Origin of the sequence: Tepidiforma flava, from assembly GCF_027594505.1 — a bacterium.
GTDB lineage: Bacteria > Chloroflexota > Dehalococcoidia > Tepidiformales > Tepidiformaceae > Tepidiforma > Tepidiforma flava.
Genome location: NZ_CP115149.1, coordinates 1858149 through 1883063 on the forward strand (window position 1 = coordinate 1858149; position 24915 = coordinate 1883063).

Here is a 24915-nt window from a genome sequence, read left to right on the forward strand (position 1 = left end):
ACGCCGTGGCCATCGCCATCCGCCTCACCCGGGCGCAGCTCGACCAGATGGTCGCCCACGCCCTCGAAGACGCCCCCATCGAAGCGTGCGGCCTCATCGCCGCCCGCGGCGGCGTCGTCACCGAAATCCGCCGCGCCCGCAACGCCGAGCAGAGCCCCTACCGCTTCAGCATCGACCCCCTCGAAACGCGCCGCCACGAAGAGGCCATCGACGCCGCTGGCGCCGAACTCGCCGGCTTCTACCACTCCCACACCGGCTCACCCGCCATCCCCAGCCCGACGGACATCCGGATGATGGGCCCCTTCTTCGGCCCGCCCTTCGTCCACTTCGTCATCGGCGTCGCCGACCGCGCCAACCCCGAAGTCCGCGTCTGGTACATCCAGGACGGCCAGCCTGTCGAGCAGGAATTCGAACTCCTCCCCTGAAACGCCGATGACCCGACACCCCGGCATGCCCTGGCCGCCCCAGCGCGCCTTCCGCGCCCCTGCCGCCGTCATCCGCGGCCGCGAATTCCGCTGGGGCGAACGCACCTTCGTCATGGGCATCATCAACGTCACCCCCGATTCCTTCAGCGGCGACGGCCTCGGCGCCGACCCCGACCCGGCCGCCGCCGCCGCCCTCGCCCGCCGCTTCGAAGCCGAAGGCGCCGACATCCTCGATATCGGCGCCGAATCCTCCCGCCCCGGCGCCGAAGAGCTCGATCCCGCCGAGGAGCTCCGCCGCCTCCTCCCCTCCCTCCGCGCCGTCCGCGAAGCCACGGCCCTCCCCATCTCCGTCGATACCTATCATGCCGCCGTCGCCGCTGCCGCCCTCGACGCCGGCGCAGATGCCGTCAACGACATCTGGGGCCTCCGCCGCGACCCGGAGATGGCCGCCGTCGTCGCCCGCGCCCGCGGGCACCTCATCGCCATGCACAACCAGCGCGGCAGGACGTTCCGCGACGTCGCCGGCGATATCGCCGCCGGCTTCGACGCCACCCTCGAGATCGCCGCCGCCGCCGGCATCCCCGCCGACCGCATCATCCTCGACCCCGGCTTCGGCTTCGGCTGGACCCCCGAGCAGAACCTCGAGATGCTCCGCCGCCTGCCCGAATTCTGGCGCTTCGAACTCCCGCTCCTCGTCGGCACCTCCCGCAAGTCCACCATCGGCTACATCCTCGATGCCCCCGTCGACCAGCGGCTCGAAGGCACCGCCGCCACCGTCGCCCTCGCCATCGCCGCCGGCGCCGATATCGTCCGCGTCCACGACGTCGCCGCCATGCGCCGCGTCGCACGGGTCGCCGATGCCGTCGTCCGCGCGAACTGGCGCTACCATCCCCCGGCATGAGCGCCGTCCTCCTCGCCCTCGGCTCCAACCTCGGCGACCGCCGCGCGAACCTCCGCGCCGCCCTGGCCGCGCTCGAAGATGCCGGCATCACCGTCCAACGCACCTCGTTCGCCTGGGAGACGCCGCCGGTCCCCGCCGACCAGCCGCCCTTCCTCAATGCCGCCGCCGCAGGCGCCACCGGCCTCCCGCCCGCCGAACTCCTCGCCGCCCTGAAACAGATCGAGCGCGCGCTCGGCAGGCGGCCCGCCCGCCGCTGGGGCCCCCGCCCCATCGACCTCGACATCCTCTTCTACGACAGCCTCCGCCTCGACACCCCCGACCTTACCATCCCCCACCCCCGCATCGCCGAGCGCGCCTTCGTCCTCGCCCCGCTCAGCGAGGTCTGGGATGGCCCCCTGCCGGTGCTTGGCGAAACGGCCCTCGCGCTGCTCGGCCGCATCGGCCTGCAGGGCGCCCGCCGGGTCGGCCCGATCTGAGTCACGCGTGTATCCTTATCCTTCCAGCTCCTCCCGGCTGCCCGGCACGATCACCAGCCGCTCGAACCCCCGCACCTGCAGCGTGCCCCCGCGCTGGCCCTCCGCCGCCCGGAACGCGCCGAACCGCCGCGCCAGCTCCTCCAGCGCGATCGCCAGCTCCGCCCGCGCCAGCGGCGCCCCGAGGCAGTAGTGCGGCCCGACCCCGAAGCTCAGGTGCCGCGGCCCCACGCGGCCCGGGATGAACCGGTCCGGCTCCTCGAACCGCGACGGGTCGCGGTTCGCCGCCGCCACCATCACCAGCAGCCGCTGCCCGCGCCGGATGCGCCGCCCGCCCAGCTCCGCATCCTCCCGCGCGAACCGCGGCACCGAATGCGCAGGGCTGTCCCACCGCAGCGCCTCCTCCAGCACGTCCGCCGCCGTCACCTCGCCGTCGAGGAACCGCGCCATCGCTTCCGGGTGGCGCGCCAGCGCCCATGCTGCCGTCCCCAGCGCCATCGCCGTCGGCCCGTTGCCCGCCAGCCCGATGTGCACCAGCAGCATGATCGCCTCGGCCGCGCTCACCTCCCCCCGGTCGATCGCGCCGGCCAGCTCCGCCGCCACCGTGCCCTCCGCCCCGTCCTCCGCGGCCGCGGCCAGCGCCTCGAGGATGAAGCCGCCGGCGGCCGCAGCTGCGGGGCCCGCCGCCGGGTCGCCCAGCCCATCCACCCGCGCCCGCATCACCGCCAGCGCCGCGCCGTGGAAGCCTTCCCAGTGCGCCGGGTCGATGCCGAAATGCCGCAGCGCCGTCATCGCCGCCAGCGGCCGCGCCAGCCCGCCCATCAGTTCGAACGGTGCTCCCGGGCCGGCGCGCCCCGTCAGCTCCCCAATCAGCCCGCGGATGTCCGCCTCCCGCCCCGCGATCGCCCGCGCGCCGAACGCCCGGGCCACCGCGCCCCGCAGCCGCGCGTGCTCGGCGCCGTCGATGTGCCCCAGCACCGGCGCCTCGCCGAACGGCATCTGCCGGCGGTGCGCCGCCACCCGTTCGCCCGCCGCCCCCGCCTCCAGCGCCGGGTCCGCCCCGAACCGCTCCGCGTCCAGCAGCGCCTGCTCGCACGCGTCGTATCCCGTCACCACCCACGCGCCGAGGTTCGCGCTCCAGTGCACCGGCTCCGCCGCGCGCAGCCGCTCCAGTTCCGGGTACGGGTCATCGCCGTAGCCCGGCCGCTCCGGCCGAAAGAACACCACGGCGCAAGTGTAGCGCTGCGCAACAGTTGATCAATAGTGAACGGTTGGCCAGGAACGGACTGTCGCCACATGACGCCGCGCGGGCGTCCCGGGTTCGCTCCCCCGGAAACGGCCCGCGCGGCTGTGGACGGGTGCGATGGCCGCGCCGAGGCCCGCGCGGCCTGCCCCGCCACCACCCCTGGAGCGGCGTTCCCTCCAAATCCAAGTACGCCGCCCGCGGAATAAGGGATTTCCGGATCCCGGCCCCCGGGCCTTCCGCCATACCGTGGCATCGGTGGAACCGCGCAATCGTCCCGCCCCCGTGTTCGACCCCAACGCCTACCTGGGCCGCCTCCTGCGGCCCGGTTACCTCCTCCCCGCGGCCGTCGTCATCGGCGCGCTACTCCTCGCCGTCGTCGTCCAGCCCGGCCCGCACCAGACGAGCGCCGGCAGCGATGTCCGCGTCGAAGCCGTCCGGCCTTCGCCGACGCCGTCGCCCGCGACTCCGCCGCCGAGCCCCACCCCCGAACCGCCCGCCCCCGCGACCCCAGAGGCCGCGCCCGAAACCGCCGTCGCCGGCGCCCGCTCCACCCCGGCGTCGTCGCCGACGGTCGACCCCGCCCTCCTCGACCAGCCCACCCAGTGCGGCACCCTCCGCGAGACCGCCGTCGCCCTCTCCGTCGAACAGGCCATCAGCGGCATCTCCGTCCGCGCCACGCGCGCCGCCGTCTACCCCATCGACTACTTCACGTGCATCCTCGTTGCCGCGGGCGGCAGCGAATCCCTCCAGCTCGCCACCGCCCTCCGCAAACAGGAAACCGCCGGCATGACCCATGTCGTCCTCATCGACCTCTGGGTGGCCAACGGCTCGAAACTGTTCGGTCAGCTCAACCTCCGCACCGCCGTGATCGCCGCCGCCGGCCAGTCGTACCCCGCCGTCGCGACCCTCGGCGCACGCTCCGAACTCGTCCTCGGCTCGGGCCAGGGCCGCAACGTCACCCTCGTCGGGGCGGCCCGCAATACCCTCACCGAATACCTCGGCCCGGTCACCCTCGTCATCGATGCCCCCCTCGCCGGCGGCACCCCCGTCGCCGGCAAATACCAGCTCTTCCTTCCCATCCCCTGACCTCTTCCCCGCAACGCCGCCCGGCCCCATCCTTCCCCCATGGCCACGTACGACGACATCCAGCTCGGCGATTCCGCCGCCTTCACCAAGACCATCTCCGAATCCGACGTCTACCTCTTCGCCGGCATCACCGGCGACCTCAACCCCGCCCACGTCGACGCTGTCGCCGCCGCCCAGGGCTTGTTCAAGCAGCGCATCGCCCACGGCATGCTCACCGGCTCCTTCATCTCCACCGTCCTCGCGATGAAGCTCCCCGGCCCGGGCACGATCTACGTCAGCCAGTCGCTCAACTTCCGCGCCCCTGTCTTCTTCGGCGATACCCTCACCGCCCGCGTCGAAGCGATCGAAAAGCTCGAGCCGCGCAAGTGGGTGAAGTTCCGGACCACCGTGACGAACCAGGACGGCAAGACCGTCGTCGAAGGCGAAGCCGTCGTCATCCCGCCTTCGGCCTGAACTCCTCCGCCGCGGCCTCCCCGGCGCGCTCCCGCTCGACTGCCGCCCGCCGGCGCGCCCGGCTGCCCTCCCGCGCACCCTCGCGGAACCGCTCGGCGAACCACCGCGCCGCCGCCGGCTCGTCCATGACCACCGTCGCCCGGTTCCGCAGGCCCGAATACCGCAGAATCCGCCGCGCCGCGGGCTCCTGCGCCGTCCCCGCCACCACCGCGAGCCGCATCGGGTCGGCCATCCGGCTCGCCAGCAGCGCCCCCAGCACCAGCCACTGCCCGGGCCCCCGCTCGACCCCGCGCACGTCGACCAGCAGGTCCGTAATCGCGCCTGCTTCCGCCAGCGCAAACCCCTGCGAAATGAGCCGCAGCGCTTCCTCTGTCGAAAGCCGGCCGCTGACCTCCGCGACGAGGCGCCCCTCCGGCGTCACCCGGACCGTGTACATGCCCCGCAGCATGCCACAAACATCGCGTCGCCGCGCTCAGGGCACTCCCTGATGCAGCCGGCCGCTCACCCCGCAGCCTCGAACCGCCGCCGCGGAGGGTCCTCCGCCCCGCGGACTTCCACCCGCGCGCCGGCGGCCGCCTGCCGCAGCCGCGCCGCGACCCGCCCGACCGCTCCCGGCGGCACGAGCGGCACGACACCGATGCCCCCGTCGACCGCGCCGATCGCGTCGTACCCGCGCGAAAACCGCCGCACCAGCCACGCCGTGGCCCAGGCCTCCCCCGGTCCCGGCACCTCCACCCACAGCCACGGTCGGCCGCCGCGCCCCGGCTCCAGCAGCGGCAGGCACGTGGCCGGGTCCCATCCCCCGCGCCGCTCGCCCCGCGCCAGCCGCGCCAGCATCGCCGTGAGCTGCTGCGGCGTCGACGGCGCCGTCACCCAGCCGAACGCCCCTGCCTCCAGCGCCCGCGCCGTCTCGACCTGCGCGCCTGGCCCCGCCAGCACGATCACGCGCCCCGCCCCCGGCCCGAGCTCCCGGCAGAGGTCGGCGGCAGCCCCCGCCTCGATGAGCACCGCGTCCGCTTCCTCCGCTGAGCCCGCCTCGACGAGCCCCATCGCTGCCGCAGCGGCGCCAATCACCTCGGCCGCGCCCCGGTCCCGCACGCTGCTCCAGGTGCGCATCCCCCGCAGCCGCGGATGCGGCCAGGCCCCGTAGCCGCCGTCCAGGTGCCGCTCCCGCGAGCCCTGGAGCGTCCGCCCGGAACCCGCCAGGCCCAGCAGCCACCGCGCGCAGGGCACGCACAGGAACAGTTCGCCGGCCGCCTGCCCGCCGCGCAGCCAGGCCGTCCGCTCAGCCCGCTCCGCCGGCGATTCGCAGCACACCGCGCACTGGTCATCGAACACGAGATGCCGCCCGTTCGCGCCCGGCTGACCGAACAGCCGTCCCTCGCCGCTCCGCGCATCTGCCGCCAGCTGCGCCAGCCACCGGGCGCACCAGCCGCACACCCCGGTGCGCTCCCCGGGGCCAACCGGCCGCCAGCCCCGGTACCGCCGCAGCGGCTGCGCCGCAATGGCCCAGCCGGCGGGCCGCTCTTCGCAGCAGGCGCACCGTTCCATGCCACCATCATCGGCGCGGCCGACGCGCGCCCTCACCCCAGCCGCAGGTCGGCCGCCACCGCGAAATGATCGCTCGGGTAAAGCCCCGGGTCGCCCGCTGCGGGCGCCGTCCCCGCCAGCCACGCCCGCTCGACCGCGACGCTGCCGCGAAGCCACAGGTAGTCCAGGCAGCCCGGCTCCCCTTCGGTATCCATCCCCGGCGCGACGATTCCCGAAGGCCACGTCCGCCCCGGCTCCGCGCCGTTCGCCTCCCGGTGCGCGGAGCGGAACCCGGCCCGCTCCATCACCCGGCAGGCGGGCTCGCCCGGCCGCGCATTGAAGTCCCCGGCGACCACCTCAGCATCTGCCCGCGGCGCGTCGTCCATCCACGCCGCCAGCCGCTCTGCCTGCGCCTGCCGCACCCCGTCCTCGCCCGGCCGGTGGTGCAGGTGCGTGGTCGCGAACCACAGCGTCAGCCCGCCCGGCAGCGCGACCAGCGCGCGCTGCGCCGTCCGTCCCTGCCCGAGGTCCAGCACCTCATGCGCGAGCACCTCGCCCCGCGCAACGATGATCGCCGTCCCGAACCCGGGGAACCGCGGGCTCTCCGCTGCCAGCGTCCGAACGTGGCCGCCCAGCACCCCCGCCAGCAGGTCGTCCTGCCGATCGCCCGTCAGCGCGACCTCCTGCAGCCCGCACAGGTCCGGCGCCAGCTCCCGGAAGGCCGCCGTGAGCAGCGGTTTCCGCTCCGCCCACCGGTCCGCCACGTTCCGGATGTTCCACGTCGCGGCGCGCAGGCGGAGCCCGTCACCGTTCACCGGATGCCTGCGGCCTCCAGCGCCTGCACGATGCGCGCCCCGGCCGCCGGGAGCGGGTCCATTTCGAAGGTCATGATCGCAACGCCCTGGAACGCCGGCGATTCGCGCAGCCGCGCCAGCGTCCCCGCGAAGTACGCCCAGGCTGCCTCCTCATCCCCGGCCGCCAGCACATCCCGCAGCCGCGGCGGCAGCTCCAGCCCGAGCCGCCGCGAGATCCGCTCGCCGGCTTCGGCCGTCAGCAGCGGCATCGCCATCGCAATCGCCGCCGCCACGGGCGCTTGCGCCCGCACCGCCGCCAGTTCACGCTCCAGCGCCCCCACGTCGAACGTCGGCTGCGTTTGCACGTAGCTCGCCCCCGCCCGGAGCTTCGGCAGCAGGTTGCGGCGCGCCGCCGCCGGGTCGCGCGCGTACTGGTTCAGCGTCGCCCCAATCGTCATCCCCGGGTGCGCCGCCCGCACCGCAGCGATCGCTTCCCGCACCGTCAGCGAAGGCCCCTCCCCGGCCGGGGCATGGTCCCCCGCCACGCACAGCACCTGCACGATCCCCCCATCCCGCGCCCGCGCCGCGGCCGCGGCCACCGACTCGCGCGTCTCGCCGCGCGCCGCGAGGTGCCACACCGGGTCGATGCCCGCCGCCAGCAGCTCCAGCGACGCCTCGAGGCTCGATTGCCGGTCCGGCCGCTGGATGACGTTCACCGCATCGGCCGCATCCCCCAGCAAACGCGCCCGCCGCAGCAGCACCTTCGGCAGGTGCCGCTGCGGCGGCGTGATTTCGAGCGCGACGGCGAACTCACTCGCCGCCAGCCGTTCGAGAAACCGCATACCGAGAGATTCCGACGCCTCCCGCGAAGCGTCCAGCCCGCTCAGCCGAAGCTCCCTCGCGCCCCCCGCAGCCGCGGGTCCAGCAGGTCGCGCAGCGCATCCCCCAGCATGTTGAAGCTGAACACCGCCAGCGCGATGAACAGCCCCGGCCACACCAGCTGGTCCGGCCGGATGCTCGCAATCTGCTGCGAAATCTGCAGCATCTGCCCCCACGTCGGCTGGTCCGGGTTCACCACCCCGAAGCCGAGGAAGCTCAGCGCCGCCTCCGCGAGGATGATGCCGCCGATCCCGATCGTCGCCTGCACCATCAGCGGCCCGAAAATGTTCGGGATGACGTGCCGCACCATGATCCGCGCGTCCGTCGCACCCAGCACCCGCGCCGCGTCGAGGAACTGTGCCGACCGCACCGAGATGACCGCCGAGCGGATCACCCGCGAGCCCGCAAAGCCCCCGAGCAGCCCGAGCAGCACGATCAGCTTCCCAAAGCTCGCCCCGCCCAGCATCGTCGTCGCCGCCAGCAGCACCACCAGCACCGGCAGCGCCATCACCGCGTCCACGAACCGCTGGACCACCGCGTCGTACTTGCCGCCGAAATACCCGGACGTCACCCCGATGAGCAGCGCCAGCGCCGACGAGATGATCACCGCGCCCACGCCCACGTAGAACGCGTTCCGCGCCCCGTACACGATCCGGCTGTAGTTGTCCCGGCCCAGCTGGTCCGTCCCGAACGGGTTCGAAAGCTTCCCCGGCACCGTCCGGTCCCCGAACGTCGCCGACCGCTCGACCACCGTCGGGCAGAGGAACGTGTCCTGCGGCCCGAGGCAGTACTTCTGCAGCCGCACCCCCGCCCGCGTATCCGCCGGCTCGTGCGTCGCGAACACCCCCGGCGCAATCGCCAGGATGCCCAGCGCGATGATGATCAGGAGTGAAATGAAGCCGAGCGGCTTCGTCCGCATCAGCGTCCGGAAGAACCCGACCGTCCGCCCGAACGCGTTCGGCGCCGGCCGGCTCAGCGGCTCGGAAATCGTCACCTGCGCAGCAGCGTCAGCCATGCGTCACCTCACCCCCGCGCCCGCGGATCGAGCAGCGAATACGAAATGTCCACCACCAGGTTGATCACCACCACCGCGATGGCGAACAGCAGCGTGATCCCCTGCACCAGCGGGTAGTCCCGCTCGTACACGCCCCGGATGAGCAGCCGGCCCACCCCGTTCAGCGTGAACAGCGTCTCGAAAATCACCGTCCCGCCCACCAGCGTCGCCATCGTCAGGCCGATCACCGTCACCACCGGCAGCAGCACGTTCTTCAGCGCGTGCCGCATGATGATCACCCGCTCCCGGAGCCCCTTCGCCCACGCCGTCCGGATGTAGTCCTGCCGCAGCACGTCCAGCATCATCGTCCGCGCGTACCGCATCACCGAGGCCGCCGTCGAGAGCGAGAGGATGAAGCCCGCCAGCGCGAACTGCTGGAAGTTCTTCAGCGGGTCCTCCCACGGCGCCGCGTACTGCGTCGGCGGGATCCACTTGAACTGGATCGCCAGGAACGCCAGGACGAACGTCGCGATCACGAACCCCGGCACCGAAAGCCCGAGGATCGAAAAACCGCGCAGCAGGTAGTCCAGCCACGTGTCCTGCCGCATCGCCGAGACCACGCCGATGGGAATCCCGATGATGACCGCGAACACCACCGCCACCAGCGCCAGCTCCAGCGTCACGCCGATCTTCGGCCCGATCTCCTCCAGCACCGGGCGGTAGCTGTACATCGACGTCCCCCAGTCGCCCCGGAGCAGGTTGCCCAGCCACTTCACGTACTCCGTCGCGATCGGGTTGTTCAGGCCCAGCTCCTCCTTGAGCTGCTCAGCTGCCGCCGGCGTGTACCCCTCGCCCAGCCGCGCCGCCACCGCAGCATCCGGGTCCAGCCGCAAAATCCCGAAGATAAGGAACGACACGATGAGCAGCGTCGGAATCGACAGCAGGAGCCGCCGAACGATGATCTGTTGCATCGTCGAACCCCCAAGAAGGCCCCGGGGAGGTGCTCCCCGGGGCCCCGAATCCTACCAGAAGGAGACCCGGCCGATTAGGCCTTGATCCACACGTCCTCGGCGTCGTCGTACCCGGCAAGGAACGGCGTCGCCACCACGTTCCGCACGCGCTTGTTGATGACGCTGAACAGCACCCGCGACCCGATCCACACCGGCCCCGGGTTCTCCGCCAGCTTCCGCTGGATCTCGAAGACGATCGCCTTCCGCTTCTCGTAGTCGAACTCCACCGACTGCTGGTCCAGCAGCCGGTCGATCTCCGGGTCGGCGAACTTCCCGTAGTTCCGCGAGCCCTTCGCCGGGTCGCTGTGGTGGTAGATGAGCAGCTGCGCATCCGGGTACGGCCCGGAAAGGAACAGCGTGCCCGCGAGGTTGTAGTCGCCCGCGACCTGCCGCCGCAGCATCGTCGCGAAGTCCGTGCCGACGTTGTCGATCGTCAGCCGGATGCCGACCTCGCGGAGGTTCGACACGATGACGTCCGTCACCTGGTTCGCGTTGAACGCGGTGGCCGTCATGATCGTCTCGTCGAAGCCGTCCGGGTAGCCGGCCGCCGCCAGCAGCGCCTTCGCCTCCTTGATCTCGTCTTCCCGCTTGCCGAAGCCCGGCAGCTTGGCGAGTTCCGCGTCCGGGAGAACCCAGCCGGCCGCCGCCGGCGTCATCGCGCCGCCGGCCACGCCGCCGCCGGCGTAGACGTTGTCGTAGACCTGCTTCCGGTCCACGGCCCGCCACAGCGCCTGCCGCACCCGGACGTCCTTGTACCGCTCCTTCGTGTGGTTGATGAGCAGGCACTCGCGCGTCGGGTTCGGCGCCCGCGTGATGTAGAAGTTCTGGTCGTTCTCGAACTGCCGCGCGAGGTCGGCCGGCAGCCCGACCGAGTCCGCCTGGTTCGCCCGGATGGCGTTCACCAGCGCCTGGTTGTCCGTCTGGTTCACCACCTCCGCGCCGTCCAGCCATGCCGTGTTCGGCTTCCAGTAACCGTCCGGCCGCTTCTTCACCGCGATGCGCTGCCCGGCTTCGAACGCCGCAATCTCGTACGGCCCCGAACCGATCACGTCCTCGGGCTTGGTAATCGCGTCCTGGCCGCGGTCCGCGATCTCCTTCGGGATGACCAGGTCGTACTGGTCCGACATCGCGTTCAGCAGGTCGGCCTTCGGCGCCTTCAGCTTGAACCGCACCGTCGTGGCGTCGACCGCCTCGATCGAATCGACGATCGCGTAGTTGCCCGACCGCGGCGACAGCGGCCCGAGCGCCTTGATCCGGTCGAAGCTCGCCTTCACGTCCTCAGCCGTCACCTGCCGGCCGTTCACCGGCGGCTTGTTCTGCCACTTCGCCTCAGGCCGCAGCTTGAAGATCAGCGTCGTGCCGCCATCGACGATTTCCGGCTGCGCCGCCGCGAGATCCGGCTCCGGCAGGAACGGCGCCGTCTTCTGGAAGCGCATCAGGAAGTTCCCGCACCAGTGCCACAGGAACGACGACTCCCACGGCGTGTTCGTCCGGTGGATGTCAATCACCGAGCCGATCGGCCCGCCCATGAAGCGGAGCGTCCCGCCCGCGACCGGCTTCTCGGTCGCGTCCTGCGTCGGCGCCACCGGCGTCAGCTGCGTCCCGCCGCCGTTGCTGCCGCTGTCGTCATCGTCGCCGCCGCCGCAGCCCGCGATGGCCATCGTCGCGATGCCGAGCGTCGCCGCCGAGCCGCCGGCGAGGACGCCGCGCCGGCTCAGCTTCCGCCGGCGCCAGTAGTTGTCCCAGTAGGAGCTCATGGGATTCCTGTACCCCTCCAGAAATTTCGGGGCCCGCGTTGAGCAGTCAATCAACAGGGGCCTGCCTATCCTGCCGATAGACGCCACTGCGATCAATGGGTACGGGCCCGTCACCTTTCCATACGCCGCCGCCCGCTGGCTGGATGGCCCGCCAGCTCTCCGCGCGGCCCTGCCCGCCCTATCCCCGCACCACGCTCTCCCCCAGCACCGCCTCCCGCGCCTCCGCCACCACGTACAGCGAGCCCGTGATGCAGACCAGGTCGTCCGCGGTCGCGTGCGCCAGCGCCGTTTCGATCCCCCCCGCCACCGTCTCCTCCGCTACCGCCGCCGGCCCGAGGAACCCGATCTGCTGAATCATCTCGTACGGGTCCATCGACCGCGGATTCCGGAAGCCGACGCACACGATCAGCTCCGCGAGGCGCGCCAGCTCGAACCCCATCGCCCGCAGGTCCTTGTCCCGCGTCACCCCGATGACGAGAAAACACCGCTTCCAGGTGAAGTACTCCCGCAGCGCGGCTGCCAGCGCCGCCGCGCTTTCGCCGTTATGCGCCCCGTCCGCCACGATCAGCGGCTTCTGCCCCATCACCTCCAGCCGGCCCGGCACCCGCACGCGCGCCAGCCCCTCCGCAATCGCATGGTCCGAAAGTGCGAAACCCCGCGCCCGGATCGCATCCGCCACCGCCACCGCTGTCATCGCATTCTCCGCCTGGTGCCGCCCGAGCATCGGCGTCCGCAGCGCGATGACCTCGCCCGATGACCGCCGCACCTCCAGCCGCTGCCCCCACGGGTGCTTCTCCGTCACCTCGACCGCGTACGACCCCCCAACGTCGACCATCGAGGCCCCGACCTCCACGCACCGCTCCCGGATGACGTCCAGCACCGCCGGGTCCCGCTGCTTCGCCACCACCGCCGTCGTCCCCGGTTTGATGATGCCCGACTTGTCCCGCGCAATCTCCACCGTCGTCTTCCCGAGGATTTGCGTGTGCTCGAGCGAAATCGGGGTGATGACCGCCACCTCCGTCGCTTCGAACACGTTCGTCGCGTCGAACGTCCCCCCGAGGCCGACCTCCACGACCTGCCAGTCGACCCGCGGCACCTGCGCCCGCACCAGCCAGAAGAACAGCGCCGTCAGCACCCCGAACGTCGAGACGTCCCCGTGCACGCTCTCCCGCTCCGCCTCCACCGCCGGCAGGATCGCCGTCATCCCGGCCGCGAACTCCTCGGGGCTCACCGGCTCGCCGCCGATGGCAATCCGCTCCGTGAACGAATGGAGGTGCGGGCTCGTGTAGAGCGCCGTCGCGTACCCGGCCTCCCGCAGGATGCCCGCAATCATCGCCGACGTCGTCCCCTTGCCCTTCGACCCCGTGATGTGCACCGTCGGCCGCCCGAGGTGCGGGTCGTTCAGCCGCGCCAGCAGCGAGCGCACCGAGGCGAGGCTCATCGTCGGGTTCGGCGAGGCCTGATAGCCCCGCTCCATATCGCTCAGCGAGAGCAGGTAGTCGATCGCTTCCCGGTAATCCACGCCCCGATTCTAGCCCCGCCGGCTCAGCCCGCGTCCTCCGCCCCGAAATCCACGATATGCCGCGCCGCCTCGAAGCCCCGCATCAGAATCAGCCGCCGCGGCCGAATCCGGAACAGGATCCCCCGGTCCGTGAACACCGCCGCCATCTTGTTTTTCGTCTCCAACTCCTGCAGCAGCGGCGTGTAATCCGCCGACTCCTTCGCTACCTCCTCCGCGCGCCCCTCGATCACCGCGCGGTGGAACGCCGTCCAGTCCGACCGGATCACCTCACGGTTGTCGATGAGGAACGACACCTCCGGCGTCGCCCGGATGTTCCGGGTGTGCTGCGGCCGCGTCCCGCTCCCGAACAGCACCTCCCCATTCGGCCGCAGGTGAAACAGCACGAACGTCACGTACGGCGTCCCGTCCTCCGCATGGGTCGTCGCCAGCGTGCCCCCGGGCTGGTCCAGCCCCAGGGCGTACGCCTGCGCGAGGATCTCCTCCCGGCTCAGCGTGCCCGTCACGGCCCCGCATTCTACGAGCGCCCCCTCCCACGCGCACCGCCGTTGAACGCATGCGCGCCGCCGCCGTACGGTTGTCGCAGGTGTCAGCATCGGAACCCGGCCGCCGCGTCCTCCTCGAGCAGCCCTCGCCCGACAAACAGGGGCGCGCCGGCTGCATCGCCGCCGGCGCCGTCATCGGCGTCCTCGTCGGCATGATGGTCGGCCTCTACGCCCTCCCGCCCATCCTCCGGAGCATCTACGGCGAAACGAAGGTCGCCGCCGGCGAAACCTTCGAGGGCGACGGCCGCGTCATCACCGTCGAAGCCGTCGGCATCGCCTCCGAGCCCCTCGGCGAGGCCTCGCCCGGCATGCAGCGCAGCGACGTCGCTATCCGCCTCCGCATCACGAACAACAAAACGTGGGACGCCACCCTCGCCGACTGGACCCTCGAAGTGGCCGGCATCGAAAACTGGCTCCCAGCCGCCAGCGCCGCCACCGACGGCGAGCCCGGCTTCGCGCCGCCCCTCGGCAAAACCTCCACCGTCGAGCTCCGCTTCGTCGTCGAGCGCCCGGAATCCGACACCCGCCCGCTCCGCCTCGAAGCCCTCCACCTCGCCAACCCCCGCGTCCGCTTCGCCCTCGAATGACGAGCGTCCCCTGCGACTACCCCGGCTCCCTCGACCACCTCCTCCAGCCCGGACTCCGGCTCGTCTTCATCGGCTACAACCCCGCCATCTACTCCGCCGAGGCCGGCCACTACTACGCCCGCCCCGGCAACCGCTTCTGGGTCCACCTCAGCCAGTCCGGCATCGCCGGCCGCCCCGTGAGCCCCGGGGACGACCGCCGCCTCCCGGCGGAAGCGGGCATCGGCTTCACCGACCTCTGCTGCCGGCCCACCGTCCGCGCCGAGCACCTCACCGCCGAGGAGATCCGCGCCGGCGCTCTCCGCCTCCACCGCGAGCTGCGCCAATTCCAGCCGGCCATCGTCTGCTTCAGCGGCCGCGGCATCTACCAGCACTTCGCCCGCCACGCCCTCGGCCTCTCCCCGCGCGAGCTCGCGCGCCGGCCGTACGGCGAACAGCCGGAGCGCATCGGCGCCACCATCCCGTGGGTCATCCCCAGCTCCAGCGGCCTCGCCTCCCGCTGGCACCGCGAGCGCCTCGAATGGCTCCACCGCCTCCGCGAGGCGCTCGACGCCCTCGGCCTCCCCGCGCCGCGCGCCCCTTCCCCCTTGGCCGATCCCGCCCCACGCTAATCCCATGCAGCTCGGCATCATCGGACTCGCCCGCTCGGGCAAGACCACCGTCTTCAACGCCGTTACCCGCGGCTCCGCCCAGGTCGGCGCCTACTCCTCCTCCAGCCAGCCCAACATCGGCGTCGTCAGCGTCCCCGACGACCGCGTCGATGCGCTCGCCCGCCTCTTCAAGCCGAAAAAAGTCACCTACGCGACCATCCAGTACGTCGATTTTCCCGCCGCGGGCGAATCCTTCGGCAAGGGCGAAGGCCCCGCCGGCAAGTTCATCAACGACCTCGCCCGCATGGATGCCCTCATCCACGTCGTCCGCGCCTTCCGCGACGACGCCGTTCCCCACCCGGAGGGCTCCGTCGACCCCGACCGCGACATCCAGGTCATGGACCTCGAACTCGCCTTCGCCGACCTCGCCATCATCGAACGCCGCCTCCAGCGCCTCGAGACCGAAATCCGCTCCATGAAGGCCGGCGAGCGCGAGCGTCCCCTCCGCCTCAAGGCGCTCCTCGAACGCCTCAAGACGGGCCTCGAAGCCGACACCCCCATCCGCGCCCAGGAGCTCTCCGACGAGGACCGCCAGCTCCTCGAAGGCACCCAGTTCCTCACCGCCAAGTCCATCCTCCTCCTCATCAACATCGGCGAAGAGGACCTCCCCCGCCGCGAAGAGCTCGAAGCCGCCTTCCGCGCGAAGTATTCCGGCCCCGGCCGCGACGTCGCCGTCATGGCCGGCAAGTTCGAAATGGACCTCAACGAACTCTCCGAAGAAGAGGCCGCCGAATTCCGCGCCGCCGCCGGCGTCAGCGAAAGCGGCATGGCCAGCGCCATCCGCGCCAGCTACCGCCTCCTCGGCCTCATCTCCTTCCTCACCGCCGGGCCCGACGAGTGCCGCGCGTGGACCATCCCCGCCGGCGCCACCGCCCCCGAAGCCGCCGGCAAAATCCACTCCGACCTCCAGCGCGGATTCATCCGCGCCGAGGTCATCCGCTGCGAAGACCTCCTCGCCGCCGGCAGCGAAGCCGAAGCAAAGAAGCGCGGCCTTCTCCGCACCGAAGGCAAGCAGTACGTCGTGCAGGACGGCGACGTCCTGCACATCCTCTTCAACGTCTGAGGCCGCGCCCGTCCCCTAGAGCCCGGCCGCTTTCGGCGACATCTCCCGCATCGCCTGCAGCACCCGCTCCCGCCGCACCGCCGGGTCCGGGTCGAACGAGATGAACTGCAGGAACGCCGTATCCACGCCGGCCTCCAGGTACCGCTTCACATGGGCGTTCCGCTCGGCGGCCGTCCCGGCCACGAACAGGTCCTGCACCACCACGTCCGGCACCGCCGCCAGCGCGCCCTTCCGGTCGCCGCTCTCCCACGCGCTCCACATGGCCGCGAGCAGCCGCTCCCGCCCCAGCCAGCGGTGGAACTCCTTGTATACCGGCACGTTCAGGTAGGCGTTCAGGTGCCGCCGCTGGAGCTGCCCCACCTCCGGCGTCAGCGGGTCGATGCACACCATCAGCCGGGCCGTGATCTCCACCTCATCCGGGTTCCGGCCCGCCGCCCGCGCTGCCTCCCGCACCACGCCGACGCTCTTTTTCACGTCCTCCGCCGAGAGCCAGTTGATGATGGCCCCGTCGCCCACTTCCCCTGCCACCCGCAGCATCCCCTCCCGCAGCGCCGCGATGTGAATCGGGATCGGCTGGCTCGGCGGCTTGCTCATCCGGAAGCCGTCCACCCGAAACGTCTCGCCTTCGAACACCACCCGCTCCCCGGCGAACGCCCGCCGCAGGAAGAGCGCCATCTCCCGCACCCGCGTCGCCGGCTTCCGGAACTTCCCGCTGTTCCACAGCTCCACGATCGGCTGCGAGCCTGAGCCGATGCCCAGGTTGAACCTCCCCGGCGCCACCTCCGCCACCCCGGCGGCCGTCTCCGCCAGCGTCGCCGGCCCGCGCGTGTACACGTTCGCGATCGCCGTGCCCAGCCGCAGGTTCGTATGCAGCCCGATCACCGCCAGCGGCGTGAACGCGTCGATCGCGTCCACCTCGTACGACCACGCGTCCGTGTAGCCCAGCCGCTCCGCCTCCTGGCAGATCTCCGGGTGCTCCCGCAGGCCCACGCCGTCCAGCGGCACGGAGAGTGACAGTCGCTTCTCAGCCATTTAGCTCGATTCCCCCATCAATCGATGCATCCGGTCGATCAGGACCGGGACGTACCACTCGAACTCCGCAGCGCCAGGGTTCGAGGCCGTCTTCTCGAGGTAATGCATGTACAGGCCCTCGAGGATGACCGCCATCTTGTATGCCGCGAGCACGCGGTAAAACCCGAAATGCTTCATCGAGCGCCCGCTCTTCGCCTCGTACCGCGCCGCCATCTCCTCCCGCGTCGGGAAGCCTTCCATCTCGGTCAGGGTCGAGCGGTTGTTCAGCTGCCGCGTCCCCGGCGGGTCCCCCTGGTCGCCCCACGTCGAAAGCAGCCAGCCGAGGTCCGCCAGCGGGTCGCCCATCGTCGCCATCTCCCAGTCGAGGATGCCCAGCAGCCGCGGTTCCCCGTTCGCGAAGATCACGTTGTCCAGCTTGTAGTCCCCGTGCACCACCGCGACGTCCGCCTCCGCCGGGATGCGCGCCCGCAGCCAGTCCGTCGCCTCATCGAGTCCCGGCAGCTCCCGCGTCCGCGGCCGCGTCAGCTCCCACTGCTTCGCCCACCGCTCCACCTGCCGCGGCAGGTACGTCTCCCCCTTGCCGGTCAGCCCTGCCGCCTGCCAGTCCACCGCGTGCAGCTCCACGAGCGCGTCGACCAGCTCCTCCGCCACCCGCCGCCGTCCCTCCGGCGTGTCGTACGCCGCCGGCACCTCCGAACGGATCACCGTCCCATCCAGCCGCTCCATCAGGTAGAACGGCGCCCCGATGACAGACGGGTCCTCGCAGACCGCCACCGGCCGCGGCACCCGCGCCTTCCCGTGCAGCGCCGCGATATACCGGTACTCCCGGATGACGTCGTGCGCCGTGGGCAGCAGCGGCCCCCGCGGCGGCCGCCGCATCACCCACTGCTCCGAACCGCGCGTGACATAAAACGTCTCGTTCGAGAAGCCCGCGACGTGCTTCTCCACCGAAATCGGGCCCGGCTCGCCCGGCACGTGCTCGTTGACGAACCGCTCCAGCGCCGGCAGGTCGATCAGCTCCCCGAGGGGTGTCTCCGCCATGGCTCCTTCCCCGCGCTCGAACTCCCCCGGGCACACCGGTGCCAGCATGAGGGGCCCCGAGAGTCTTGCCGCCCTGCGTCCGTCCGTCAACCAGCGGCCCGCGGCCCTCGCGTACAATCCCGCCCATGGACCTGTACCGCGGAACCATCTCCAAGCGCGACCGCCGCGCCTTCCTGCCCCAGCCCATCCCGGCTGAATCCCTCCGCCGCATCCTCCAGGCCGGCCGGATGACCCCGTCCTCGAAGAACTCCGAGCCGAACCGCTTCATCGTCGTCCAGTCCCCCGAAGGCAAGCAGGCCCTCGCCGGCCTCAGCCCGATGGCCCGCTGGCTCGCCGACGCCGCCGTCGTCATCGTCATCACCCAGGTCCGCGAACACCCCTTCGATGCCGGCCGCTGCGCCCAGAACATGATGCTCGCCGCCTGGAACGACGGCATCGGCTCCTGCCCCGCGCACCTGCCCGAAGAAGCGCTGCGCGGCCTCCTCGGCATCCCCGCCGACGTCTCCATCAACCGCGTCATCGGCTTCGGCTACCTCGACCCCGAGCGTGCCGGCCCGCCCCCGGCCGTCGCCCGCAAGCGCCTCCCGCTCGAGGAGCTGGTCCACTACGAGCGCTGGTGAGCCCCGGCCCGGCCCGCTAGCCTCCCCCGCACACCCCTTCCCCGGAGCCGCCCATGATCGCCCTCACCGACGACATGCGCCGGGCGTTCGAAACCGCCCTCGCCGATGGCGCCCCCGTCATCGTCGCGACCGCCGACCCCGCGATCGGGGAACCCGACATCGCCTTCAAAGGCAGCGCCATGGTCTTCGATGCCGAGCACCTCGCCTTCTGGGAGCGCGCCCACGGCCAGACCCTCCGCAACCTCGAGGCCAACCCCCGCGTCTGCCTCCTCTACCGCAACGCGAAGACCCGCCTCGCGTGGAAGTTCTTCGGCGCCGCTGAGCTCCACCGCGATGGCCCCCTCCGCCAGCAAGTCATGGACCGCACCATCCAGGCCGAACTCGACCGCGACCCCGAGCGCCGCGGCATCGCGGTCCTCATCCGCGTCGACCGCGTCGTCCAGGCCGGCCAGGTCATCATGTCCCGCGACTGACTTGCCCGGCCCGTCACGCGCGCCGGAAAGGGTCCCGCCGCTCCGGCTTCGCCACCGGCGCTTCCGGTGCCGGGAGCGTCTCCGGCTCCCACCGGTCATCGGCCCCATGCTCGCCGCTTTGCAGCGTTGACCGCTCCGCTGCGGGTTCCCCGGCGGACCCTCCGCCGATCACGGCGGAGAACCCCGCCGTCCGGTCGAGTCCCCCGGCGAGTCCCGGCGCTGCGGCGGCCGCGCTGCGCTGCAGACCCCAGAACGCCGCCCCGCCGGCGACCGTCTTCGCCATCGCTGCCAGCGTCATCAGCACGAGCCCCCATTCCACCTGGACGCCGATCCCCAGCTCGCCCTCCGGCTCGCTCGCGATGTCCGCCCAGTCGATGACGCCAATCACCGCCGAGATGCCGCCCAGCCCGGCAATCGCGCCGTACTTCAACCGGCTCTGGTTCTTGAAGCTCAAGGCAGCGAGCAGGATGCCCACGCCGCCAAAAACCGCCGTGAATGCGCCGTCCCCTTCCGTGCCGTTGACCGTGACGAACAGCACCGAGGCCCACGGCCCCACCGAACCGAGCACGACCAGCGCGCTCAACACCGTCAATGTCAGCGGCCAGTGGCTGCCCTGCTGCGACATCTCGTTCGCCCTCCCCGCGAAGAATGCGCGGGAGTATACGCGCCTGTTGCGGCGGAGAACATCGCGCAGCAGTTGCGATACTGTTGTCGCCAATCTGTCGCGCTGAAGTTTCGCGTCGTCGCTGACGCTGTGGAGAAGATGCGTCACGTTCGGGAAAACCGGCTCTTCTCTGCGCCGCGATGCGGCGGCCGCCCCCGGTCCGCAGCAGCGATGGCGCCCTCGGCAGGACTCGAACCCACAACCTGCTGATCCGAAGTCAGCTGCTCTATCCGATTGAGCTACGAGGGCGCGCCCATGACCTTCGCCGTCCGCCCGGCGCTCACCATCTTACCCCCTCGGCCGCTCCCCCGCCCTGCATCCCCGCTATCATCGAACCCATGAACCCCTCCGAAGCCTCCGCCGCGACCCCCTACCAGCAGGTCGGCGGCGCCCAAACCGTCGTGCGCATCGTCGAGGCCTTCTACGCCCGCGTCGAAACCGACGACATCCTCCGCCCCCTCTACCCCGACGACCTCGAGCCCGGCAAGAAAAAGCTCGCCTGGTTCTTCGAACAGTGGCTTGGCGGCCCCACGAGCTACAGCGACCGCTACGGCCACCCCCGCCTCCGCCGCCGCCACTTCCCCTTCGTCATCGATGAACGCGCAGCCGGCCGCTGGCTCCGCCTCATGCGCGAAGCCTGGACCGAGGCCGGCGTTCCCCGCGACATCCAGGACCCCATCTTCGAACGTCTCGCCGTCCTCGCCCGCCACATGATCAACGCCAACGACGACGTCCCTCGCGAGCCCCTCGGCGACGTCTACCTCGACTGACCCGCGCTGTCCATCCCGGTAGAATCCGCCGGCGATGGAAGCACCGACAGCCGACCCCCTTCCCCTCGAATCCGTCCGCGTCCTCGAAATCGGCGGCGGCATCTCCGCCGCGTTCGCCGCCCGCTGGCTCGCCGGTTTCGGCGCCGACGTCGTCCGCATCGACCCCGAGCCCGAGATGCTCACCCCCGACGAGGCCGTCTACCTCCTCCCCGGCAAGCGCCGGGTCCGCGGCGCCTCAGCCGGCGACCTCCTCACGCTCGCCCGGGCCGCCGACATCATCATCGATGACGGCCCGCCCGGCGCACTCGCCGCGCGCGGCCTCGACCCGGCCCGTCTCCGCGCCGGCCGACCGGAACTCGTCATCGTCTCCATCACCCCGTACGGCCAGGACGGCCCATACGCCCCCTTCCCGGCGACGAACATCACCGCCTTCGCCATGGGCGGCATCATGTCGCTCACCGGCATGCACCAGCGCGAACCGCTCGTCACCGGCGGCTCGCAGGCGCTCTACCTCGGCGGCCTCGATGCCGCCGGCGCCGCCATCACCGCGTATCTCGGCGCCCTCCTCCACGGCGAAGGCGACTGGGTCGATATCTCGCTCCAGGAATCCATGGCCGGCATGCTCGAGCTCTACGGCCCCCGCGGCGCCTATGAGGGCGCCGTCAGCATCCGCTCCGGCAACCACGTCCGCGCCGTCTGGGGCCTCTACCCCTGCGCCGACGGCTACGCCGGCGTTTGCGCCCTCGAGCGGCAGGTGCCTGCCCTCTTCGCCCTCCTCGGCGACCCCGAGCTCGAGGAGCCGCGCTTCCGCGACCCCCTCGAACGCCCCAACCACGACGACGAACTCCAGGCAAAGCTCTACGCCTGGTTCGGCGAGCGCACGAAGGCCGAACTCCTCGAGCTCGGCGTCCGCCACCGCGTCCCCATCGGCGCCGTCGTCACCCCGCTCGAACTCCTCGAAAACCCCTCCCTCCGCGAGCGCGGCTTCTTCGATGCCGTCGAAACCCCGGCCGGGACCGCGCTCGTCCCCGGCCGCCCCTTCCTCGGCCTCCCCTGGCGCCCCGGCCGGCTGAGCGAACCGGTCCCCGCCGCCGACATCCTCGCCGCGTGGAGCACCCGCCCGTGAAGCGCCTCCCCCTCGAAGGCATCCGCATCGCCGACCTCACCATGATGTGGGCCGGCCCCTACGCCACCCGCATCCTCGCCGAGATGGGCGCCGAGGTCATCAAGATCGAATCCCCCCGCGCCTGGGACAACATCCGCACCCTCATCCCCCAGCCCGGCGTCGACGAGCCGTGGAACTCCTCCTACTACTTCAACGACTACAACCGCGACAAGAAATCCCTCACCCTCGACCTCGCCCATCCCCTCGGCCGCGAAACCTTCCTCCAGCTCGTCCCGCACTGCGACGTCGTCATCGAAAACTACCGCGCCGACGTCCTCGATAACCTCCGGCTCGGCTACGGCGTGCTCCGCGAGGCGCGGCCCGACATCATCCTCGTCTCGATGGCGGGCTACGGGAAGACCGGCCCCGAACGCCGCCACGTCGGCTTCGGCCCGATCATCGAGCAGATGAGCGGCCTCGCTTCCATGACCGGCTACGGCGACGACGGCGTCCCCTTCAAGACCGGCATCTCCTACGGCGACCCCGTCGCCGGCAAAGCCGCGGCTGCCGCCGTCGCCCTCGCCCTCGTCCAGCGCCGCCGCACCGGCCGCGGCTGCTTCATCGACCTCGCCCAGCGCGAAGTCCTCTCCTCGCTCATCGGCGAAGCATTCGCCGCCGCCTCCCTCCGCGGCGAAACTCCGGTCCACCGCGGCAACCGCGACCCGCGCGCCTTCGCCCAGGGCGTCTACCGCTGCGCCGGCGATGAGCAGTGGCTCGCTATCACCCTCCGCACCCGCGAAGAATGGGAGCGCGCCGCCGCGCTCCTCGGCATCGACCCGGCGCTCCCCGGCGGCCCATCCGACCACGACGTCATCGACGCCCGCCTCGCCGAAGCGCTCGCCGGCCGTGACCCGCAGGAGGCCTTCGAACTCCTCGCCCGCGCCGGCATCCCCGCGGGCCGCGTCCTCGATACCGTCGCCATCCACGACGACCCCCACCTCGCCGCCCGGCGGTTCTGGGTCCAACTCCCGCACCCGCGCATGCACCCGTGGAAGCAGCCGCGCACCGCGTGGCGCCTGCGCGAGGCCGACCCCTGGCCGCGCCGCCATGCGCCCCTCTTCGGCGAACACAACAGCGAAATCCTCCGCGGCCTGCTCGGCCTCGATGATGACCGAATCGAAGAACTCCGCCGCGAGGGCGTCATCGGTGACGCCCCGGTCAACCCCGGCGTCGGCTGACTACACCTCGACCCACAGCTCCTCGAGCCCGCGGAAGCCCGGCACCCGCTTCCACTTCAGCTCCTGCGGCGCCAGCCGCATCGTCGGGAACCGGTTCAGCAGCACCCGCACCCCGATCTGCGCCTCGAGCCGCGCCAGCGGCGCGCCCAGGCAGTACCGCCGCCCGCCGCCGAAGGCTACGTGGTCGATGTCCTCCCGCGTCACGTCGAACTTGTGCGGGTCCTTGTGCAGCCGCGGGTCGTAGTTCGCTCCGCCCAGCGCCACCGTGATCGAATCGCCCTTGTGCATCGGGCAGCCCGCCACCACCCGGTCGTCCGGCAGAATCCGCCCGCTGAACGTCACCGGCCCCTCGTAGCGGAGCATCTCCTCCACCGCGTTCTCGATCAGTTCTGGCCGCTCCCGCAGCAGCTGCGCGCTGGTCCGGGTGCTGCAGCAGGTTCTTCATCCCGTTCCCGAGCAGGTCCGTCGTCGTCACGTTCCCCGCCGCCAGCAGCAGCCCGATCATCGAGAGCACTTCCTCGTCGTTCAGGAAGTCCCCGTTGTCCTCCGCCTTCAGCATCGCCGTAATCAGGTCGTCCCGCGGCTCCGCCCGCCGCTCCGCGATGACCCGCCGGAGGTACGCCTGCAGCTCCTCGCCCGCCTTCATCGCCTTCTGCCGCGTCTCTTCGCTCGCGAACGGGTCGAACCCGGCAGCAACGCTGTCGTCCGTCCACCGCTTGAAATCCGCCTGGTCCTTCGGGTCCACCCCGAGCATCTCCGCGATCACGATCGTCGGGTAGGGCTGGCAGAACGCCGCCATCAGGTCGAACCGCTCCTGACCCTCCACCCGGTCGCACAGCTCGTTCGCAATCTCCTCGATCCGCCCGCGCATCCGCTCGATCGCCCGCGGCGTGAACGCCTTCGAAACCAGCCCCCGCAGCCGGGTATGCACCGGCGGGTCCTGGAAGAGCATGCTCGGCTCCCGGTCCTCCCCCAGCAGCCGCTGCCGGAACATCGCGTTGAACGACTTCTCGTTCGCCTTCCGCGGGTCCACCAGCAGGTCCCGGTCGTTCAGGATGGCGTGCACGTCCTCGAATCGCGCGACCAGCCACCGCCCGAACTGCTCATCCCACACCACACGGTCCGCCTCCCGCACCCGGTCGAGCAGGCTGAACGGGTCGCGCTGGTACTCCGGGTTCAGGGGCGTCAGGGCGATGCCGAGCGGCACCTCATTCGTCGTCGTATCCGTCATGGCGCTGTCCCTCCATCGGCTGCTTCGCCGCATGCTAACAAAGTCGAACCGCGTTCGAAAGCCCCGCTGCCGCAAATTCACCCGGCGCCGCGCCGCCTCACCGCCGCCCGGCCCGCCATTCCGTAGACTGCTCCCGTGGCCCCGCTCCTCCTCTTCGACATCGACCTCACGCTCATCGCCACCAGCGGCGCCGGCCGCCTCGCTCTCGACCGCGCCTTCGAACGCGTCGTCGGCGTCCCGTCCGCCACCGGCGGCGTACGCTTCGACGGCCGCACCGACCGCGCCATCATCGCCGAAGTCCTCCAGCGCTGCGGCAGCCCCGCGGCCCGCTTTCCGGACGTCCGCGACGCCTACCTCGCGGAGCTGCCCGGCGCCCTCCGCGAGAAGGGCGGCGAAATCCTCCCCGGCGTCGAACCGCTCCTCGATGCCCTCGCCCGCGAGCTGCCGGGCATCGGTCTCGCCACCGGCAACCTCCGCGCTGGCGCCCGCGCCAAGCTCGGCCACTTCGGCCTCTGGCACCGCTTCGCCGCCGGCGGCTTCGGCGACGACCACACCGACCGCGCCGACCTCGTCCGCGCCGGCATCGCCGCCCTCGCCGCCGCGCTCGGCGCAGCACCGGACCCCGCTTCTGCCGTCGTCATTGGCGATACGCCGCTCGATGTCGCCGCTGCGAGGGCCGCCGGCGCCCGCGCGGTCGCCGTCGCCACCGGCCGCTACACCGCGCACGACCTCCGCGCCGCCGGCGCCGACGCCGTCCTCCCCGGGTTCGCCGACCTCGACCGCGCCCTCGCCGCGATCCTCCCCTGACGCCCCGTCGACAGCCGGACCTGCC

General features: G+C 71.7%; 28 protein-coding genes and 1 tRNA gene. 14 read left to right on the forward strand and 15 right to left on the reverse strand.

The window, feature by feature from the left end:
• Window positions 1–5 precede the first annotated feature (5 nt).
• The 3 genes from O0235_RS10320 to folK are packed head-to-tail and all read left to right on the forward strand — an operon-like array spanning window position 6 to window position 1802.
• Window positions 6–425 (forward strand): M67 family metallopeptidase, encoded by a 420-nt coding sequence (locus O0235_RS10320; RefSeq protein WP_270055711.1) that lies wholly within the window; start codon window positions 6–8, stop codon window positions 423–425.
• Window positions 426–432: 7 nt separating this feature from the next.
• Window positions 433–1326 (forward strand): dihydropteroate synthase, encoded by an 894-nt coding sequence (folP, locus tag O0235_RS10325; RefSeq protein ID WP_270055712.1) that lies wholly within the window; start codon window positions 433–435, stop codon window positions 1324–1326.
• A complete protein-coding gene (gene folK, locus O0235_RS10330) occupies window positions 1323–1802 on the forward strand; it encodes a 2-amino-4-hydroxy-6-hydroxymethyldihydropteridine diphosphokinase (RefSeq protein ID WP_270055713.1) in 480 nt (159 codons plus the stop codon). The genes folP and folK overlap by 4 nt, the downstream gene beginning before the upstream one ends.
• A 15-nt stretch (window positions 1803–1817) precedes the next feature.
• Here the strand turns inward: folK and O0235_RS10335 are convergent, their stop codons facing one another.
• Complete coding sequence (locus tag O0235_RS10335; protein ID WP_270055714.1) at window positions 1818–3026, reverse strand: cytochrome P450; 1209 nt, start codon at window positions 3024–3026, stop codon at window positions 1818–1820.
• Between the two features lie 274 nt (window positions 3027–3300).
• Here O0235_RS10335 and O0235_RS10340 point away from each other — a divergent pair, with 274 nt between their 5' ends.
• Both O0235_RS10340 and O0235_RS10345 read left to right on the forward strand, forming a co-directional pair.
• Complete coding sequence (locus O0235_RS10340; RefSeq protein WP_270055715.1) at window positions 3301–4131, forward strand: hypothetical protein; 831 nt, start codon at window positions 3301–3303, stop codon at window positions 4129–4131.
• Between the two features lie 39 nt (window positions 4132–4170).
• Entirely contained in the window at window positions 4171–4584 is a 414-nt protein-coding gene (locus tag O0235_RS10345) for a MaoC family dehydratase (RefSeq protein WP_270055716.1), read from the forward strand.
• Here O0235_RS10345 and O0235_RS10350 read toward each other — a convergent pair.
• The 9 genes from O0235_RS10350 to O0235_RS10390 form a co-directional block, all read right to left on the reverse strand.
• Complete coding sequence (locus tag O0235_RS10350) at window positions 4565–5032, reverse strand: hypothetical protein (RefSeq protein ID WP_270055717.1); 468 nt, start codon at window positions 5030–5032, stop codon at window positions 4565–4567. The two genes, O0235_RS10345 and O0235_RS10350, sit on opposite strands and share 20 nt — an antisense overlap.
• 53 nt (window positions 5033–5085) lie before the next feature.
• Window positions 5086–6135 (reverse strand): response regulator transcription factor, encoded by a 1050-nt coding sequence (locus O0235_RS10355; RefSeq protein WP_270055718.1) that lies wholly within the window; start codon window positions 6133–6135, stop codon window positions 5086–5088.
• A gap of 32 nt (window positions 6136–6167) precedes the next feature.
• Window positions 6168–6929: an endonuclease/exonuclease/phosphatase family protein gene (locus tag O0235_RS10360; protein WP_270055719.1), complete on the reverse strand. Its 762-nt coding sequence runs from the start codon at window positions 6927–6929 to the stop codon at window positions 6168–6170.
• Window positions 6926–7750: a methylenetetrahydrofolate reductase gene (locus O0235_RS10365; protein ID WP_270055720.1), complete on the reverse strand. Its 825-nt coding sequence runs from the start codon at window positions 7748–7750 to the stop codon at window positions 6926–6928. Before O0235_RS10365 ends, O0235_RS10360 begins: the two co-directional genes overlap by 4 nt.
• Window positions 7751–7791: 41 nt before the next feature.
• Complete coding sequence (locus tag O0235_RS10370) at window positions 7792–8802, reverse strand: ABC transporter permease (protein WP_270055721.1); 1011 nt, start codon at window positions 8800–8802, stop codon at window positions 7792–7794.
• An 8-nt stretch (window positions 8803–8810) separates the two neighbouring features.
• The gene (locus O0235_RS10375) at window positions 8811–9752 is read right to left on the reverse strand and encodes an ABC transporter permease (protein WP_270055722.1); all 942 of its coding nucleotides are present in this window, start codon (window positions 9750–9752) and stop codon (window positions 8811–8813) included.
• 74 nt (window positions 9753–9826) lie between these two features.
• Window positions 9827–11548: an ABC transporter substrate-binding protein gene (locus tag O0235_RS10380; RefSeq protein WP_270055723.1), complete on the reverse strand. Its 1722-nt coding sequence runs from the start codon at window positions 11546–11548 to the stop codon at window positions 9827–9829.
• A gap of 178 nt (window positions 11549–11726) precedes the next feature.
• A complete protein-coding gene (locus O0235_RS10385; protein WP_270055724.1) occupies window positions 11727–13070 on the reverse strand; it encodes a bifunctional folylpolyglutamate synthase/dihydrofolate synthase in 1344 nt (447 codons plus the stop codon).
• A gap of 23 nt (window positions 13071–13093) precedes the next feature.
• Complete coding sequence (locus O0235_RS10390) at window positions 13094–13573, reverse strand: pyridoxamine 5'-phosphate oxidase family protein (RefSeq protein ID WP_270055725.1); 480 nt, start codon at window positions 13571–13573, stop codon at window positions 13094–13096.
• 80 nt (window positions 13574–13653) lie between these two features.
• Here O0235_RS10390 and O0235_RS10395 point away from each other — a divergent pair, with 80 nt between their 5' ends.
• The 3 genes from O0235_RS10395 to ychF are packed head-to-tail and all read left to right on the forward strand — an operon-like array spanning window position 13654 to window position 15909.
• The gene (locus O0235_RS10395) at window positions 13654–14199 is read left to right on the forward strand and encodes a hypothetical protein (RefSeq protein WP_270055726.1); all 546 of its coding nucleotides are present in this window, start codon (window positions 13654–13656) and stop codon (window positions 14197–14199) included.
• The gene (locus O0235_RS10400) at window positions 14196–14807 is read left to right on the forward strand and encodes a mismatch-specific DNA-glycosylase (protein WP_270055727.1); all 612 of its coding nucleotides are present in this window, start codon (window positions 14196–14198) and stop codon (window positions 14805–14807) included. The genes O0235_RS10395 and O0235_RS10400 overlap by 4 nt, the downstream gene beginning before the upstream one ends.
• Before the next feature lie 4 nt (window positions 14808–14811).
• Window positions 14812–15909, forward strand: a complete 1098-nt coding sequence (gene ychF, locus O0235_RS10405) for a redox-regulated ATPase YchF (protein ID WP_270055728.1) — start codon at window positions 14812–14814, stop codon at window positions 15907–15909.
• Window positions 15910–15924: 15 nt separating this feature from the next.
• Here the strand turns inward: ychF and O0235_RS10410 are convergent, their stop codons facing one another.
• Together O0235_RS10410 and O0235_RS10415 are read right to left on the reverse strand one after the other, a co-directional pair.
• On the reverse strand, window positions 15925–16941 hold the full coding sequence (locus tag O0235_RS10410) for an LLM class F420-dependent oxidoreductase (protein WP_270055729.1): 1017 nt from the start codon (window positions 16939–16941) through the stop codon (window positions 15925–15927).
• A complete protein-coding gene (locus O0235_RS10415; protein WP_270055730.1) occupies window positions 16942–17982 on the reverse strand; it encodes a phosphotransferase family protein in 1041 nt (346 codons plus the stop codon).
• Between the two features lie 125 nt (window positions 17983–18107).
• Between O0235_RS10415 and O0235_RS10420 the strand changes: the two genes are divergently transcribed.
• Both O0235_RS10420 and O0235_RS10425 read left to right on the forward strand, forming a co-directional pair.
• Entirely contained in the window at window positions 18108–18602 is a 495-nt protein-coding gene (locus O0235_RS10420) for a nitroreductase family protein (protein ID WP_270055731.1), read from the forward strand.
• Between the two features lie 53 nt (window positions 18603–18655).
• Window positions 18656–19075, forward strand: coding sequence for a pyridoxamine 5'-phosphate oxidase family protein (locus tag O0235_RS10425; RefSeq protein WP_270055732.1), 420 nt, complete (start codon window positions 18656–18658; stop codon window positions 19073–19075).
• Between the two features lie 13 nt (window positions 19076–19088).
• On the opposite strand, the gene O0235_RS10430 is transcribed toward O0235_RS10425, so the two are convergent.
• Together O0235_RS10430 and O0235_RS10435 are read right to left on the reverse strand one after the other, a co-directional pair.
• On the reverse strand, window positions 19089–19700 hold the full coding sequence (locus tag O0235_RS10430; RefSeq protein ID WP_270055733.1) for a hypothetical protein: 612 nt from the start codon (window positions 19698–19700) through the stop codon (window positions 19089–19091).
• 211 nt (window positions 19701–19911) lie between these two features.
• Window positions 19912–19988, reverse strand: a tRNA-Arg gene (locus O0235_RS10435).
• Between the two features lie 89 nt (window positions 19989–20077).
• On the opposite strand from O0235_RS10435, the gene O0235_RS10440 reads away from it, so the two are divergent.
• Genes O0235_RS10440 through O0235_RS10450 form a run of 3 tightly spaced genes read left to right on the forward strand, consistent with a single transcriptional unit; the run spans window position 20078 to window position 22852 of the window.
• Window positions 20078–20509 carry a globin domain-containing protein gene (locus O0235_RS10440; RefSeq protein ID WP_270055734.1) on the forward strand — a complete coding sequence of 144 codons (432 nt, stop codon included), beginning with the start codon at window positions 20078–20080 and terminating at the stop codon, window positions 20507–20509.
• Window positions 20510–20543: 34 nt separating this feature from the next.
• Window positions 20544–21635: a CaiB/BaiF CoA transferase family protein gene (locus tag O0235_RS10445; protein ID WP_270055735.1), complete on the forward strand. Its 1092-nt coding sequence runs from the start codon at window positions 20544–20546 to the stop codon at window positions 21633–21635.
• The gene (locus O0235_RS10450; protein ID WP_270055736.1) at window positions 21617–22852 is read left to right on the forward strand and encodes a CaiB/BaiF CoA transferase family protein; all 1236 of its coding nucleotides are present in this window, start codon (window positions 21617–21619) and stop codon (window positions 22850–22852) included. The genes O0235_RS10445 and O0235_RS10450 overlap by 19 nt, the downstream gene beginning before the upstream one ends.
• Here the strand turns inward: O0235_RS10450 and O0235_RS16210 are convergent.
• On the reverse strand, window positions 22833–24083 hold the full coding sequence (locus O0235_RS16210) for a cytochrome P450 (protein ID WP_270055737.1): 1251 nt from the start codon (window positions 24081–24083) through the stop codon (window positions 22833–22835). The two genes, O0235_RS10450 and O0235_RS16210, sit on opposite strands and share 20 nt — an antisense overlap.
• Before the next feature lie 135 nt (window positions 24084–24218).
• On the opposite strand from O0235_RS16210, the gene O0235_RS10460 reads away from it, so the two are divergent.
• Entirely contained in the window at window positions 24219–24890 is a 672-nt protein-coding gene (locus O0235_RS10460; protein ID WP_270055738.1) for an HAD family hydrolase, read from the forward strand.
• The last annotated feature ends 25 nt before the right edge of the window (window positions 24891–24915 follow it).

Bases quoted from the DNA above. Each gene is read 5' to 3' on its own strand.
- folP (WP_270055712.1), top strand. From the start codon at position 433: ATGACCCGACACCCCGGCATGCCCTGGCCGCCCCAGCGCGCCTTCCGC.
- folK (WP_270055713.1), top strand. From the start codon at position 1,323: ATGAGCGCCGTCCTCCTCGCCCTCGGCTCCAACCTCGGCGACCGCCGC.
- O0235_RS10345 (WP_270055716.1), top strand. From the start codon at position 4,171: ATGGCCACGTACGACGACATCCAGCTCGGCGATTCCGCCGCCTTCACC.
- O0235_RS10350 (WP_270055717.1), bottom strand. From the start codon at position 5,032: ATGCTGCGGGGCATGTACACGGTCCGGGTGACGCCGGAGGGGCGCCTC.
- O0235_RS10355 (WP_270055718.1), bottom strand. From the start codon at position 6,135: ATGGAACGGTGCGCCTGCTGCGAAGAGCGGCCCGCCGGCTGGGCCATT.
- O0235_RS10365 (WP_270055720.1), bottom strand. From the start codon at position 7,750: ATGCGGTTTCTCGAACGGCTGGCGGCGAGTGAGTTCGCCGTCGCGCTC.
- O0235_RS10370 (WP_270055721.1), bottom strand. From the start codon at position 8,802: ATGGCTGACGCTGCTGCGCAGGTGACGATTTCCGAGCCGCTGAGCCGG.
- O0235_RS10375 (WP_270055722.1), bottom strand. From the start codon at position 9,752: ATGCAACAGATCATCGTTCGGCGGCTCCTGCTGTCGATTCCGACGCTG.
- O0235_RS10380 (WP_270055723.1), bottom strand. From the start codon at position 11,548: ATGAGCTCCTACTGGGACAACTACTGGCGCCGGCGGAAGCTGAGCCGG.
- O0235_RS10400 (WP_270055727.1), top strand. From the start codon at position 14,196: ATGACGAGCGTCCCCTGCGACTACCCCGGCTCCCTCGACCACCTCCTC.
- ychF (WP_270055728.1), top strand. From the start codon at position 14,812: ATGCAGCTCGGCATCATCGGACTCGCCCGCTCGGGCAAGACCACCGTC.
- O0235_RS10410 (WP_270055729.1), bottom strand. From the start codon at position 16,941: ATGGCTGAGAAGCGACTGTCACTCTCCGTGCCGCTGGACGGCGTGGGC.
- O0235_RS10415 (WP_270055730.1), bottom strand. From the start codon at position 17,982: ATGGCGGAGACACCCCTCGGGGAGCTGATCGACCTGCCGGCGCTGGAG.
- O0235_RS10420 (WP_270055731.1), top strand. From the start codon at position 18,108: ATGGACCTGTACCGCGGAACCATCTCCAAGCGCGACCGCCGCGCCTTC.
- O0235_RS10425 (WP_270055732.1), top strand. From the start codon at position 18,656: ATGATCGCCCTCACCGACGACATGCGCCGGGCGTTCGAAACCGCCCTC.
- O0235_RS10430 (WP_270055733.1), bottom strand. From the start codon at position 19,700: ATGTCGCAGCAGGGCAGCCACTGGCCGCTGACATTGACGGTGTTGAGC.
- O0235_RS10440 (WP_270055734.1), top strand. From the start codon at position 20,078: ATGAACCCCTCCGAAGCCTCCGCCGCGACCCCCTACCAGCAGGTCGGC.
- O0235_RS10445 (WP_270055735.1), top strand. From the start codon at position 20,544: ATGGAAGCACCGACAGCCGACCCCCTTCCCCTCGAATCCGTCCGCGTC.
- O0235_RS16210 (WP_270055737.1), bottom strand. From the start codon at position 24,083: ATGACGGATACGACGACGAATGAGGTGCCGCTCGGCATCGCCCTGACG.